We start from the raw sequence: 15,003 nt of genomic DNA, 5'->3' as shown, positions 1-15,003 counted from the left end.
GGATTGATCTGCTTGTCAAGCCCGGTCTTGCGATCAATAACCCCGGCTCATCTCTCATCACAGGAGGGGATGCAGAAGCACTTCATCTCCTGGCATCGGATTCATGAGGGGTAATTTGTGTAATATACAATTTATCGGGCGCGACTGCGGTCGAGCCCCTGTCGTCAGCCACAATCAATTGATCCCGAACCCTTTCAATTCATTGTCCCCCCGGACAGGGACCCGACCGCAGTCGCGTCCGCTGAGCTTCCCCACCCGCCTCTCTTCCTTTTCCCCGATTCATGCAAGAACTAGAAAGCCCTGCACTCTCTCGCAGTGACAGTGGCCCATCCTCCCCGAATCAGCTATAATGAGCAAAGATACAATACAACTCTAGAGAGGGCAGGATCTTGAACATGACCTGCCCCGGCCAGGCGAGGGAAAGTTTTCTCCTGGTGGCAAGCATAAAGGATCGAGATAAACGTTATGGCAGACCTCTCATCAGGCCCAATCCGAAGTCGGAGCCTGTTCCCACACCTCAAGCTCATAGGCATCTTCAGTGCCCTCTTCCTTCTTATTACCCTCACCTATAGCTGGATGCTGGGGCCCAGTATCAGCGATCAGAGCCAGGCAGGACTGTCTGGGGGATTATGGTTCCTCTTATTGGGGGCCTGCGGCATCTGGGGAATTGGCGGCCTTTTGCTAGGCATCCTCATCCAGAATCGCAGCAAGCAGGTGCTACCAGGCATCATTGGTGGGCTCTGCCTGGGCCTTGTAGGCGGGCTCCTCTCTGCCCTGATCATGAATTTTTCGCTGACAAACAATCACGGCAGCGGCCTGATCATAGTGGGCGTGGGGAGTTTATTATTCTGCACAATTGGCAGCACCCTCGGGAGCATATTTGGAGCCTCAACCCCAAATGCACGGCGAGATGAGGATGAGGATGAGGAATAAAGCTACCCGGCTCTATAGCTCGTCCCAATATCTTCAGCCGCTTGAACGGGCCAGCAGATGCGATCCCGCATTGGCCAGCCAGGCAAGTTTTCTGGCTGTATCGGCCTGTGCCAGAGGGGTATAGAGGAACAGCTTGAGATTGGGATCATCTGCAAGTACCAGCGTTGTAGGTTGCAAGACCAGCAATCCTGCTCGGGGATGATTCAGTTCTTTCCGCTCTACATTCATCGTCCCAATATCGTGTTGTGACCACCATTGTCGAAACTCCGGGCTCACCTGCATCAGGCGATCCCGGCGCAAGATCCACCAGGGATCACCAGTGCTACTTCCACTGCTCGCGCGAAAGTTCGCCAGAATCTGCTTGCCCAGTTCCTCCCAATGAGCATACAACGTACGCTGTTCCGGACGAGTAAACATCATCCAGAGGACATTCCGTTCCCAGGCCGGGAGGGTATGATAATCCGTAAAAACCTGCGCCGCACTCTGATTCCAACCCACAATATCCCAGCGCTCATTGAGAATCATAGCTGGATGCGGATTGAGTGCGTCCAGCATCCCTTGCTGTTGCGCATTAAGCGATGAAGTATGGTGCTGAGCAGGCAGAGGCAGATGTTCGCGTGCCAGAACATAGAGATACTCACGCTCCTGATCATTCAATTGCAGGGTTCGCACAAGACTCTCCAGCACCTGAGCCGAGACCTGAATCGGTCGTCCCTGTTCCAGCTTGGTATACCAGATCGGGCTGATGCCCGCCACCTGGGCCAGTTCTTCACGTCTGAGCCCTGGTGTACGCCTCTGCTTTGCGCCTTCAGGCAGCGAAAATTGGGAGGGTTTGAGACGTTCACGGCGGCTACGCAGAAAGTGGGCAAGCTCCGATCTACGCTGTTCATCATTCATAGCTGGACCTCTTCTCAACACAAAGGTGATACATTTTCTACCAGTCTGATTTCAGGAATGGTTCATTGCAGTGACTTGAGGCATACTCTCCATATCATATGACAATCTCTCAAAAAGGTCGTATTCAGGGAAGCCACCATACTCCCTATTGTACGACAGATCCGCAAAAATAGGGGATATAAAGAAGGAGAATAGTGCATTGAACCCACGTATCTACTTACTCGCATTGGGCACATTTGCCCTCGGCACCGATCTCTTCGTGATAGCGGGAGTCTTGCCCGCAATCGCACACCAGTATGCTGTAAGCATTGACAGCACTGGATTGCTGATCACCGTCTTCTCGCTCATGTATGGATTTTGTGCTCCCGTTCTAGCGGCCTTCACCAATAGAGTTCCGCGACAGACGTTGCTCATGGTTGTGCTGGCTGGCTTTGGTCTGGCCAATGTCCTCTCAGCTCTTGCACCAACCTTTCCAATCCTGCTGCTCACGCGTATCATTGCCGCTGGCTTTGCTGCACTCTACACACCAACCGCTGCGGTTGTTGCCGCCTCCCTGGCTGCTCCCGAACGAAGAGGGCAGGCATTAGCCATCGTCCTTGGTGGTCTGACGACTGCGACAATCCTGGGTGTGCCCCTGGGAAGCTGGCTCGGTCAACACTTCGGTTGGCAAGCGACCTTTCTACTTGTAGCTGCACTGGGATGTCTGGCTTTTCTTGCGCTACTGGCATTCCGCCTTCCACATATTGCCAATCCACCTGCGGTGAGCTTAAAAGCACGTCTGGCACCCCTTTTAAAGCCTGAGCTACTTCTGGCATTGATCCCAATCGCATTCTGGTCCTTTGGCGGCTTTACCACCTACACCTATATAGCTCCATTCCTGAGTTCCTACACCCATATAACTGATCCCAGCCTCATGCTCCTCATCTATGGTGCAGGTGGAGTCCTGGGAAGCTGGCTGGGAGGGTATCTAGTTGATCGCTTTGGTGCTGCGCGTCCAATCATCATCGGCCTGTTTATTCTGATTATCGTATATGCGACGCTACCATTCACTGCAACGACGCTTATCGGAGCCATGCTAGCCCTGGCTATCTGGGGGACCTGTGGAAATCTCCTGTTTGCTCCACAGCAACATCGCCTGCTATCATTGTCTCCAACCTTACCAACAATTATGCTGGCACTAAATAGCTCCGCCCTTTATCTGGGTATTGCCAGTGGATCAGCGCTTGGCAGCATTATCCTGATGCATAGCTCAATCGGCACACTGGCACCGGCGAGTGCGTTCCTGACCATCGTGGCCCTGATCCTATTTGCTAGTAGCCTCTGGTTCTCAGGTCATCGGGCTGCGCAAGCATCGCTCATCATATAATTTAATGTAGGGCGTCTCTTTTTGCGGTTCTCCATGGTACTGTAGGTACATACTAGTATCTACTTTGCAATTATTAACGTCATGGGCTATACTTCTATAGTATAATGCATTTGACATTTTACGTGCCAGGTGAGTTATCTGTCACATTCCTTGCGCATAGCGAAGTAGATGATAGCCTCTCAACACACCTGCTATGCTCATCAATTGTTCAGAGATCTTCCAGCTATCACTCAGACATCTTAATACATCAATTCTACAACCAGCACACTGCACTGCTCCATATCGACTAAAAGCATTCATTTGTCGACTCCTGGTAAACGCAATGCTACCAGAATCGTAAGAAAGGCGCATCTTATGTCAGAGATTACAAGTTATCCTTTTGACGATATGTCTACCACCTCCAAAAGTCTGACCACATTCCTTGATGAACAATGGCAGCAGCATACTGCACTATTCCTGAATAATTCTGATTCACATACCACTCTTTTACAAGCTATTGCCAATGTTATTCCAGGTATGGGAGGCAAAGCAAGCGAGCTGGCAAGTGCACTGGAGAATTATCACAATCAATATGCCAGCCATTATCAAGCTCTGCATGATCTGGCCTCTATGATTGATACAGCCGCCCAGAGTATGGGATTGGAAGATAAGTTGATTGCCAATGGCTTTGAAGGGAACCAGAGCTAAAAACATTTTATTAGGAGGAAGGAATCACCTCATGGGCTTATTCTCTGCTGTTATCAATGGCATCACACGTGTTGAGAATGATATGGAGTCATTAGCCAGCCATGCCTTCAATGATCTGGAGGCGCTGGGGATCAGTATCGGGGGCGATATCGGCTGGCTGGTCCATTTCCTGATCGATGCGGGCGAAGATCCTGTCACAACCATTAGCCACTTATGCTCGAAAATTGAAAGCATGGGCGGAGAAGTCGGCAGCACGCTAGGAGAGCTCGCATCTGGAATTATGACCTATGGACTGACGGGATTCGCACAGAAAAAAGTGAAACAGGCGATTGCTCCACTGGAACAGGCTCTCAAGGGGAGTACGACCAGGTCACAGGCAGTTGCCTCTGTGCACCAGACCACGATCCAGACTATGCAAACAAAGCTCGATGCTTTGCAAATGGGCGATCCAGCGGGGAAGATGGCCTGGCAAGGGGAGAGTGTCGCGTCCATGCAGCTCTCATTTACCTCGCTCTCGGGGGGCATTAACAATCTGACGGTCCCGCTTGAGGGCGATGGAGCGCAGGCTCGGCTCAACCAGATCTGTGAACAGGCGCTGATAGATATTATCGTTGCAGGTACGATCGTTGTTGTACTGGAGATTGTCGTCACTGCCATTGTAGCCGTAGTAGGTGTTGAGACCGGCCCTGGAGAAATACTCATTCTCGGTGGTGGGGCGGCACTCATTGCCGAGACACTTGAAGTTATCCTTTTTCTGATTGGAGCTGATCTGCTCATCTGGTTACTTGGCACAATAGCAATCTATACTGTAGGAGAGATTCAGGGAATTTCAACGCACCCGATGTCGAAAGGTGGCAATAAAAATGTTGGCGATACGGGTATCGAGAATGAGGCTCGCGCTCTCATCGCCGCAGGTGCTGCCGCAAGTATGTGTGAGGCTCTCGCTAACTTGATGGATGCGGCCAAAGGTGCAAAGGATACCAAACGTCAACAAAGGATCAAAGCAACTCAGAAGAAATACGGCTGCCGACATAAAGGTGGAGATTAGCACTTGATGCTTCGATATATACAAAAGATAGGATATGGCAGAAGTATGCAAGTGAAGGAGAAATTATATGTCTGATATTGAAGCTCTGCGCACCGCTTGCCATTCGGGCGATCCCGATGCACAGCTTCCAGCTTTGCTTGAACTGATCAAGCTTCACGATGAGGATAGCCTGCCCGCTATCACGCCTCTTCTAGCCTCTCCTGATGAGCAAGTGCGGGCTGAAGCTGCGCGAGCTGTGGGCTATCTGGGGTCATCTCAAGCACAAAGCCTGGGTCCCTTACTTCTGCCTCTGTTGAACGATTCAAACGAGCTGGCTCGTGATGAGGCGGTTGAGGCACTGGGGCTGGTCATCTATCCTCCAGCTATTCCTCAGCTTATAACGATCTTACATAACGATGATTCATGGCTGGTACGCGCCTCAGCAGCCGAAGCACTGGGAAACTACCAGGATGCAGCCCTTATACCCGAACTGGAAAAGGTGCTCCATAATGCTCAGGAAGAAGCTGAAGTGCAGGTCTACGTCGCTCGTTCGCTTGGACAGCTTGCTGATGCCACCTATCTTCCCACCCTGGACACGCTGATTGCTCAACAGTCCTGGGAGCCACAGGTTCATGCTGCCCTGCTCGCCGCTGGCTATCGACTGGGAGGAGGATCGCTGTATCTTGAGCCACTGCTTAATCTGGTACAGCATGCAGACGAGGAGGAAAGCTGGTCTCTGCTCAATGAGATCCAGGCAGTTGTCGAGAATAGTCCGCCAGCACTGCTTCGGGCCGATGGCTCGCGTATTCGTACGGCACTTCAGGATGTCGCCACACGCTGGCCCCTCACAGCTCAGCAAAGCAGAGAGATTGAAGGACAGCTCCCTCAGCCATAAAAGCTCTTTATTGGGAAGGTGATGCGATCGTGGCGTCACCTTGCAGAAGCGGTGCCGAGAGAGTTCCCTCCTGTGAAGGTAACGTCGCACAGCCTGGTGATAAAGGCGTTGGGAGTGTGGCCTTGTTCGCAATGGCAGTATGCTCTTGCAAGTGTGCAGCCTTTAAGGTCGCCTCCTGTACATCGGTTGAGGGAGCAGGTTGTCCTGCGGTGGCAGAGGCGTGCTGCGTGGTTGCCTGGGAAGACGGGGGAGCGGCGCTTGGCGATTGGGAGGTTGGTGGTGTGACCTCTTCATCAACGATAGCGCCGCTAGCTTTGCAATAGACCAACTGTTCAGGCGTGAGCCCTGTGACTCCATGCAAAATGGTTTTCTCGAGGTGCGCAGATTCCAGATATCGGACATTGCTGAGATTGGCTCCGCTGAGATCGGCCTTGCTGAGATTGGCCTCGCTGAGATCGGCCTTGCTGAGATTGGCCTTGCTGAGATCGGCCTCGCTGAGATTGGCCTCGCTGAGATTGGCCTCGCTGAGATTGGCCTCGCTGAGATCGGCCCAGATGAGATCGGCTCCGCTGAGATCAGCCCCGCTGAGATTAGCCCTTGTGAGATCGGCCGCACTGAAAGAGGTCCCACAGAGATCGGCCTCGCTGAGATTGGCCCCTATGAGATTGGCCCCTATGAGATCGGCCCCGCTGAGATCGGCCCCGCTGAGATCGGCTCCGCTGAGATTGACCTCACTCCACTTGGCATTTCTGAGATCAGCACCAGCGAAAGAGATGATGGGATTAGATTTCTCTGTCAACTGGGCTTCACGTAGAAAGACAAAGATAGTACGTGCCCGTTTGCCATCTAATTGAACCAACGTGCTGATCGTGCGCGTTCGAGCTACTTTGCGTACTTCATCGTCGTCTTTTGAGTCACGAAGCCTTTTTTCAAGCAACAATTCGGCCATGCGATCCAGATACGCCTGGAGGAGATCTTCCCGTTGCTTCCCTAAAGCAAGCTCCTGATCTTGCTCATAACGTTGATCTGCAATCTTCTGTTCCTGATCATAGCGCCTCTGTGCAATTTGCCGTTCTGTGCGTGCGCTCCACCACGTAAAGAACCCTGCACCCGCAGCCAGGATGGCAGGAACAATCAAGAGCTGTAACCAATCCCACAGGGTTTTGCCACGTTGATACTGCGAGTTTGGTGGAGTATAGTCGGTGAACCCTGTCCAATCCCATCCGAATCGAGAGATGCCCCACATGAATAGACCCACACAACCCAATAGGAACAGAAGTGCCAGACTGACAAAGATCCAGGATCGCAGCTTCATGCATGTTCTCCCTCTTCAAAACAGGACCGCATTAAAGATATCTCTATAGATAAACGAATATCGACCATCAAAGCTCAAATCATGAGGGTCTAATCAATCCACTCACTTTATTCTTTGTATGGCATTTATGATGCAGTATGCACAGCACAGCGCTTCCGATCTTTGTCATCTGGCGAAAAGAGATACCAAAACGCAGGAGGGTTTTATTGATCCAGCGCAGGATTGAATGTAGCACAATCCTGATCTGGATCATTGGCTAAGAAACATTTCTCTGGGTCATCATTTTGCGGCACCCCATCTTTAAAATGTTCAATCAGAATACTTTTATACACTGGATTACTCGTAAAATTAGTGTCGTTAAATGCAATCCGTCCACTCAATCCCTGAAAAGGGGCTACAACGGTAATCTGCTTGATTGCATTGACAACCTTTGTCGCAGAGAGATCTGATGGCGTCTTTGAGCAGGCAAATAGCAGGACCTGCATGGCATCATAGCTCAAAATAGGGTCTTCATCAATTGCCTGTATACCTCCCACAGGTGGTCGTCCAAAGGTGTCCATATAGTTTTTCAAGAATGCGGTCCCCTCAGTCAGATGATTACGCGTCCATTCACCTTGCGATGCAAAAGTGGTGTAATAGACTTTATTGAAATCTGTAGCATTTGCCCTATAATCACTAAAGGTTGCGAAAGCATCAGGGCCTATCACTGTGGTAATTGTAGGAGAAGTTGCTATCTGAGGCAGCATAATGGAAAGATCCGCCGGATAGCCTGCAAAATAGATTGTATCCAGCGGCGGTTGTGTCGTTGCTTTCTTTATCTCATCAGCAAACGCTTGTTTGATCGAATCACTATCCCCAACCGTATACGTTTCCGCCTCAATCAGAGGTTGAGGATTCTGACCCGTCATATGGGTATTGAAAGTGCTATCCAGATCTTGCGAATAGGGATCTTTAGGATCATAAAAGATAACAACATGATGAGGAAATTTCCCCTGAATATAGTCAGCAGCTAAAGTAGCCTGTTCTCTATCCGAACCCGTAATACGAAAGAAGCCACACATATTATTGAGAGAATCGCTAGAAGCAGATGGAGAGATCATGGGAAGCGAGATCTTGCATACATCAGCAGGCATATTCAACTCTTTCACCACTTTTGTCGTGACTGAGCTCACGTTCCAGCCAACGATTCCCACAATCGTTCGATCATTGGCAGTTTGCTGCTGAATCATACTCCTGATACGGTCCTCGTTTTCGCTGCTCGCATAATCATTGCCAGATACTCCTTCATTCGCAATCATCAGGACCACGTGCGTTTTCACCTCTTTTACATGATTACACGAATATTGTGCCAAAAATGCTCCTTGTAATGTATCACGCGAGCTTCCCTGATCGCTTTGGTCAAAAGTGACCCCAACAATAATTGTAATATATGGCTCTCGCTGAGCAAAGATACTTTGATCTTCTGCATAGATACGCGCCTCAGCATCGTTTGATCCTGCGAAAGCAAGCGCATGTGGGTCGCTTAAGTTTTGAAACTCCGTTGACGCAAGTTGGTAACGACCAGCAGAGGCATCCTGGGCCGCGCTCAATTTCCCAGAAACCTCAGCACTCTCTCCCACTCGCTCAGTATCATAGATAAAGGTTCCTTCGCTCAGGCCTACCATCAAGGAATGATTGGTCGCAGGAGGAGGCTCTGCACCGATAGACAGGACAGGAGGTGGCAATGGGACAGGGTCAACAAAGTTGGTCGCAGCATGTGTTCGACAAAAATTTGTAAAGGTTGTAGGAGCCGGTGATGGTGTCTGATAACCTATAAAAGAGAGCAACGGATTAAAATACCAGAAGGATGCCAGCAATACAATCACAATAATTACAGAGAGCACACGCCCCGGCAAGCTGGAGGAAAACCGCCATACGGCTGAGTTCATAAAGCGATCATTGCGTTGAGGATTTTTTTTCTGCCGTCTCCCATTCACTTTTACTTGAAGAAAAGGCTCGGAACAAAGAAAGGCTCCCTTTTCTCCTGTAGCATTGAGATAATCTTTATCATAAAGCAGGTGCCATGGCAAACGCTGCAATTCCGGAGGAAGGTTCTTGAGATTGAACAGACAGCGCACTTCTTGCTGGTCTCTTTTTGCTCTTTTTAACTCATTGATGGCATAATCATAATAATACTTCATATTATCTGCAAACAGATATTTAAATAACCTCGTCCCACGCTCTCGCTCATCGCCTTCCCGATCAGAAAATTGTTCGCGAGCAAATTCTTCTGGTGGCCAGGGATCATGAGATTTCCCATCTCTCCCATCTCTCACTTCATACGTTTCTTTGAATAGATAGAGATAACTTTCTGGCTTATCAGATTGTTGTGGAGCGCTCCTACCCTCATAATTGATAGTTAATCTTATATGTCTCCTGCTCATAAATGTTCTCCTCATAAAATGGTGCTATGATGAGTAAGAAAAAAAGCGTCCCGGGTTTTATCATACCTGAAATAGCTATCTTTCTTCAATTTTTCAAGGGTCAATAAGTAATTTTACGCACCCTTGATAAATCAAATGACCATATTCTTGTCCTTTCTAGGAATATTCTCAATCAGCAGACAGAGGAGGCCTTTTTGAAACGAAGTCCCAAGAATCAGGTCTTTGAGCTCTTCTGCGGCCTCTCTTGAAACACGTTCACCATGCGCCAGTTCATTTCTTTTTTGATGCAGATTATGTGCTTTGATTGCTCCGATCAGGTTCGTAAAACCTTCTTTCGCCGAGACAGTGCCGTCTCTCTCTCTCCATTCTCCTTTAACAACTGTATCTACATATTCCAACCAGAGCAACCAGTTAGCTTTATGATAATAATCACCTTTCCCAGGATCATTCTCTCGTGCAGAGAAAGCCCGTATATAATCACCCAGGACAATGTTTTCCATTTTTCGTCCCTTATTCGAACTTTTTAATTGTTTTGTTTCCTTATCAGCTTGCCCTTCAGTGGAGGCTGATTGCAGAGGATCGAAGAGGCGGAGCATAAGTTCTCTTTCAAAGGCTCGACAATACTGGATAGCTGCGGCGGCCCAGTCGATATCCTGTTGATTGAGGTCTACATACTGATTCCACACATACTCTCCACCCATCAAACTTAAGCGCACCTGCTCATCCAGGCAAAAGGATGCTTTACGATCCCAATAGCGACCAAAAGGCCAGCGCTTAAATTGATCGATCACATGAGCAGTATCTGAACGCGTCTGTATATAAAAATTAATCATTGTGCCAACCCGCTCAATAGTTTGATCAACAGCAAGTTGATAGTGTTCTTCATCTGCCATGCTGTCCAGACGTTTTTCTAGATGTTGTCGGTGATAAGCGATCTCTCGGCTTAAGTCCAGTGCATTTTTTATGGGCTTTACTGGTAGATCAAACTTTGTCCCAATCACATGGCAGAAGCGCGGGTCCTGTAGACAATGCCTTGCACGATTGACAAGATCAAAGATCTGTGGGCCAATATGTGGCTTCGGGCAGATCAGATCATAATCAAGCGAAAGATTTACCTCATCTGCGCGCGCCTCATTATCAACAAAGATATATTGACAGGTTGGTGCTGGACGATCTGGAAAGCAGACTTCAAGCTGCTCAAATGCCTGCTGCCATAGCCTGGTGCGCTCAGCAGTAGAGAGGGCTGGTACAAAGAGATAGGGAATAACCTGTGGTCCGCGTTCAGTTCCTTGAGAGGGGTCAACAAGGCTTGCCAGACGCTGGTTGGTACGATAGAGATCAGGCCGTAAGCGCACTGCTCCTGATAGCTTCACCTTCATCTCCTGCTCTGTTGCCGCATAAAAGAGAAGAGCAACGGGGGCTTCTTGCACAGAAAGCTCGGCAAAGGTTCTCAGTAGCTCTTCATAGGCCGTTTCATAACGATAAGATGTGGCAATACGTAAAGCAGGCTCACGCCAGATCGTCTTTCCCTTGATCACAACCGTACTCTGTGGATAACGTTTGCGTGTGATAAAGAGGCCCGAACGCAATCCTGGTGTCGGTCGGCTCACGATCTGCACTGGCGCAGGCGGTAAGGCCACATACTCGAGCCAATAAGACTGGTTCTCCCACGAGAAACGGCAGAGCAGTTTGCCAGGACGCACTTTGATAGCTCCTGGCAATAACTTCTGTTTCTGCTCCAAAAAAGCCAGGCATTCTAGCAGAATCCAGAGCTCATACAGCCAGGGGTATACTCCCTCGTCGTCGGGAAAAGATAAGAGCCGGGCCGATAATTTTTTTCTCGTCTCAAATAAAGGTCTGACCTGCTGCCAGATCCTGAGCAATTTGCGATATCCTTCTGCCCCTTGCTGCGACAGAGCTTGCCCCAACTCTTGAACAAGTCCCCCGATATCACAATAGCGAGCCCGCTCTGATAACGCTTCAAAAGAGAGTTGATGTTTTTGTAAGATTGCTACTGCTTGAGCAAGCTCAGCAGCTAGAGGCTCTGACAGAACTTGATACTGCTCTCCTATCTGCTTCAATGTCTGCACAAGCTCCCTGTACTGGAAGACCAGAGCCGCTCCATACAGCCGCTCTTTTGCATACTCTTGAGTGAGCTGCTGATCTCCGACAAAGAGGATCGGAGGTTGTCCTGCAATATTACGATTCATGGTCGCTCGCTGATCAACTTTAATGCTCGAAGGGCTCATGCTTGTTCGCCTTGACCATTGTAACTGCTCCTGAGAGGATGCATCAATGCTGGCGAGAGACTGAAGAATAGCAGGCAACAGAGCAAGCGTCTGCGTGACACATTCATACCACTGTAAAAGAGGAGCCTGGTGAAACTGGTCTGGCATCAAGAATCTGCTGAGATCAGAGAAAGAAAGAGGAGCCTGGTGAAACTGGTCTGGCATCAAGAATCTGCTGAGATCAGAGAAAGACAATTGGGTAGAGAGATGCGCTAGAAGCAGCTTTTGTAATACAATAGACGAATGAGACTCAGGGGAAAGCATAGTGTTAGTACTCATAGCGATACTCCATTTGAGCAAGCAATAAACGACGCTTCAGTTCTGGCAGTCGCAGTGGCACCATAGTTGAAAGATGAAAGAGTTCTGCAATCGTCTGACTACTTAACCCTTTCCTGGCAAAAAGGTGGGTAAGATCTTGCTCAGAAAGAACCTCTGATTGTGCTCTATACAACGATCTGGCATGGGCGCGAAGAGCTTCCTGAGATACAGCACGACGTCCCCCTTCTTTCGGGAGAGACCCTTGAAGAAATTGAGTATAGACATCTTCGAACATATCTGGCTGTCCGTTGAGATAATGCAACAGAATCTCAATATCTTCTACACCAAGAGCCTGTAATTGATCAAAAAGAGTATCACAAAAGGCCGTATCAAACGCATGGAACCACTCTTCATGCGTCCTATTCTGCAAACTTACCACCTGAAGCAACGCATTTTGCAGGAGCATAATGGCTTGAGCAGTACCAAATTGATGAAAAATGCGCAAGACCTCAAAAAAATTCCAGATCTGCTCAAACACGTGCAAAAACAACGCACTCTCAACCCATTGTTGTGTTTCATCCAAACGATAATAGCCACTCGCCTCTAACCGTACGGCAATGACATTCTGCCAGCTAGCTTTTGTTGACTCCACCTGAATACTCTGCTGGAGATCGAGATGAGAGATCCGCTCCAGGGCCTTATAAAGCACAATTGCCATCTCTTCGCGCCGCCATCGACGCGTTGGCGGCTTGATCTCCACAAATGAGAAACGGCGCATCAGAGGCTCACTGAGACGTGTCAGATGTGGGCCGGAAGTATTAATCGTTCCAATGATCCGAAAATCCTGTGGCAACGGAACGCTCACCAGTTTTCCATCAATGGGAACCTGTAACGGGAGGCCATCACTCAAGGCAGTTAACGCCTCACCGAGCGCAATATCCATATCTGCACGATTAAACTCATCAATGACAAGCCAATGTCCACGATATAACTGCTCTGGACGATCAGATCCCTGTCCCCCCACATAAAAACGTTTCTTTAATGCATCTGCTTGTAAGGCGGAGATATTGATACCAGAAAAGCCCCAGTTCCGTAGAATAGCTCCTGTGAGATAGCCATGACGCGTATAGTATTTCAGCAGGCCACCCTCACTTTCAGGAACAATCGAACTAATAAGCGTACTGGAGCTCCACTCTTTTGTAGCAGTAGCAATCGTCGTTGTATATGAAGTATATGTATTGGGAGCGCTTACAGTCTTATTCTCCAGGTTCGGCTGCCACAAAATTTCTGGAATAAGCCTTGCTAACTGCGTTTTCCCCGTTCCCGGAGGACCATGCAGAATCACATGGCCCTGCAAGAGCGCGCGATAGATACGAGACAGGACCTCATCATCCAATAAGAGAGACTGCCGTAACAGCTCCATACGTTGTCGCAACGCTCGCTCAGGTATGGCCGCCAGCTTCTGATCCTCAAACGTTGCAGCAAATCTTTCTGGATGAAAAGCAGTCAACAACTGGCGCTCCGTCTCAAGAAGAATCGAAGCATCTCTCAGCTTATAAACCAGCGTCCCCTGCCCTTCTGTACTCTCCGGGTCAGGCAAGTACCAGGCATGCTTGCAATCCCATTTGACAGGAAGTCTATGGGGAAAATCCGTCCCTTGCTCATAGCTATAATCGCCTACCACATGTCCAACCGCTAGAATCTCATCTCTGCATGAAGCCAGGATCAGATCGCCCTCAGTAATCCCTGTACAAAAATGAATAAATTGTTCAACGAGATAAAACTTTTGGCGCGGCGTATAATCTGCATGTAGCTCACTGATATGACTATTCAGTTTCACACGCGAAGGTTCATCATCAGCAAGCCGGGACATACTGCCAATACCATCAAAATCTGCGCCACAAAATTCGCCATCAAGCATGGTTTCCCATTTTCCTGCCTCTCTGGCAGGCCGCACATCGACCCTCCAATAATTATGCACCTGCGTATTCATTCTACTTAGTAAGCGTGTTAGCGTATTAAGAGGCACCTTGAGCTGCTTCGTCAGCTCAGCAAAACGGCCATTTGCCAGATAGAGCTGATCTTCGCCTGCGGGAGGATGAATGAGCGCCTTAATCAGATGAAATCGTTGCTGCTCAAAAAAGTGGTAATCGACCAGATAATTATGATAGAGAATACAAAAATATTTATGGGCCCAGGCCGTCTGGACCAGATCTGGTGCAACCTGCTCCAGACGCTGCTGTAAGAACGTATAGTCCTCATCTCGCTCACCTGAGAACTGGGAGAGGACCTGATTTGCCCCCAGTAATTGTAGAAGATGTTTTCGCGCCTTTTTCTCAGCTTCCAGATCGGCAATCGGGGTAGGATTCTTCACAGAACCGGTATGCCATTTCTGTCCATTGGGAGATCTTTTGTCATCCATATAAAAGAGATCAAGGTGTTTTTCATCCTTTAGAGAAAAGCTTCCAAAGACAGATGAGTCGAAATCCGCACTTTTATACTCTGTTCCAGTCTCTCTTTGCTGCAACCAGGACATAAGGCTATCTGTCCGGCCAGGATGATAGAGAGTTTGTAGAAGGCGCTTATCGTCATAGCTCTTCCACTGTTCCAGCACATCTGGTCCAAAGCGAGCCTTAAAAGTCGCATAATAGCGATTGAGCGTATCCTGATGAGTGAGTTGATTTTTTGTTTCATAGATCTCATACATACCTTTGATCGCGCTCTGCACATATCTTTCAAAGAGGTCGACTCTGCTATCCATAAAGAGAGATCCTTCCTACAATCATAGCAATGAGCACCCAATCATAGCGATGAACAGCAATTAAAAAAGCAGCAACTTCACCACAAGATACTGATAGATCACTACTGCCAGTTGTCTTCTTCAAGAGGATGAGCTATGGATGAGAGAATGCTG

10 protein-coding genes are annotated in these 15,003 nt (G+C 48.8%); 5 read left to right on the top strand and 5 right to left on the bottom strand.

The annotated features are described in order from the left end of the window. Window positions 1–465: 465 nt before the first annotated feature. Window positions 466–933: a hypothetical protein gene (locus tag EL628_RS21890; RefSeq protein ID WP_126582143.1), complete on the top strand. Its 468-nt coding sequence runs from the start codon at window positions 466–468 to the stop codon at window positions 931–933. 33 nt (window positions 934–966) lie between these two features. Here EL628_RS21890 and EL628_RS21885 read toward each other — a convergent pair whose 3' ends face one another. After that, window positions 967–1,830 (bottom strand): helix-turn-helix transcriptional regulator, encoded by an 864-nt coding sequence (locus EL628_RS21885; protein ID WP_126582142.1) that lies wholly within the window; start codon window positions 1,828–1,830, stop codon window positions 967–969. Between the two features lie 199 nt (window positions 1,831–2,029). Between EL628_RS21885 and EL628_RS21880 the strand changes: the two genes are divergently transcribed. The 4 genes from EL628_RS21880 (at window position 2,030) to EL628_RS21865 (ending at window position 5,805) form a co-directional block, all read left to right on the top strand. Continuing rightward, the gene (locus tag EL628_RS21880) at window positions 2,030–3,196 is read left to right on the top strand and encodes an MFS transporter (RefSeq protein WP_161975669.1); all 1,167 of its coding nucleotides are present in this window, start codon (window positions 2,030–2,032) and stop codon (window positions 3,194–3,196) included. A 354-nt stretch (window positions 3,197–3,550) separates the two neighbouring features. Next, window positions 3,551–3,883 (top strand): hypothetical protein, encoded by a 333-nt coding sequence (locus EL628_RS21875; protein WP_126582140.1) that lies wholly within the window; start codon window positions 3,551–3,553, stop codon window positions 3,881–3,883. A gap of 31 nt (window positions 3,884–3,914) precedes the next feature. Beyond that, complete coding sequence (locus tag EL628_RS21870; protein ID WP_161975668.1) at window positions 3,915–4,931, top strand: polymorphic toxin type 34 domain-containing protein; 1,017 nt, start codon at window positions 3,915–3,917, stop codon at window positions 4,929–4,931. 67 nt (window positions 4,932–4,998) lie between these two features. Continuing rightward, a complete protein-coding gene (locus tag EL628_RS21865; RefSeq protein ID WP_126582138.1) occupies window positions 4,999–5,805 on the top strand; it encodes a HEAT repeat domain-containing protein in 807 nt (268 codons plus the stop codon). 7 nt (window positions 5,806–5,812) lie between these two features. Here the strand turns inward: EL628_RS21865 and EL628_RS21860 are convergent, their stop codons facing one another. The 4 genes from EL628_RS21860 to EL628_RS21845 form a co-directional block, all read right to left on the bottom strand. After that, window positions 5,813–7,120, bottom strand: coding sequence for a pentapeptide repeat-containing protein (locus tag EL628_RS21860; RefSeq protein WP_126582137.1), 1,308 nt, complete (start codon window positions 7,118–7,120; stop codon window positions 5,813–5,815). Between the two features lie 203 nt (window positions 7,121–7,323). Next, on the bottom strand, window positions 7,324–9,543 hold the full coding sequence (locus tag EL628_RS21855; protein WP_161975667.1) for an ABC transporter substrate-binding protein: 2,220 nt from the start codon (window positions 9,541–9,543) through the stop codon (window positions 7,324–7,326). A 131-nt stretch (window positions 9,544–9,674) separates the two neighbouring features. Then, window positions 9,675–12,110 carry a hypothetical protein gene (locus EL628_RS21850; RefSeq protein WP_126582135.1) on the bottom strand — a complete coding sequence of 812 codons (2,436 nt, stop codon included), beginning with the start codon at window positions 12,108–12,110 and terminating at the stop codon, window positions 9,675–9,677. After that, window positions 12,100–14,850, bottom strand: a complete 2,751-nt coding sequence (locus tag EL628_RS21845; RefSeq protein WP_126582134.1) for an AAA family ATPase — start codon at window positions 14,848–14,850, stop codon at window positions 12,100–12,102. The genes EL628_RS21850 and EL628_RS21845 overlap by 11 nt, the downstream gene beginning before the upstream one ends. Window positions 14,851–15,003 lie beyond the last annotated feature (153 nt).

Origin of the sequence: Tengunoibacter tsumagoiensis, assembly GCF_003967535.1 — a bacterium.
GTDB lineage: Bacteria > Chloroflexota > Ktedonobacteria > Ktedonobacterales > Ktedonobacteraceae > Tengunoibacter > Tengunoibacter tsumagoiensis.
This window is presented reverse-complemented; position numbering and strand designations above follow the sequence as displayed.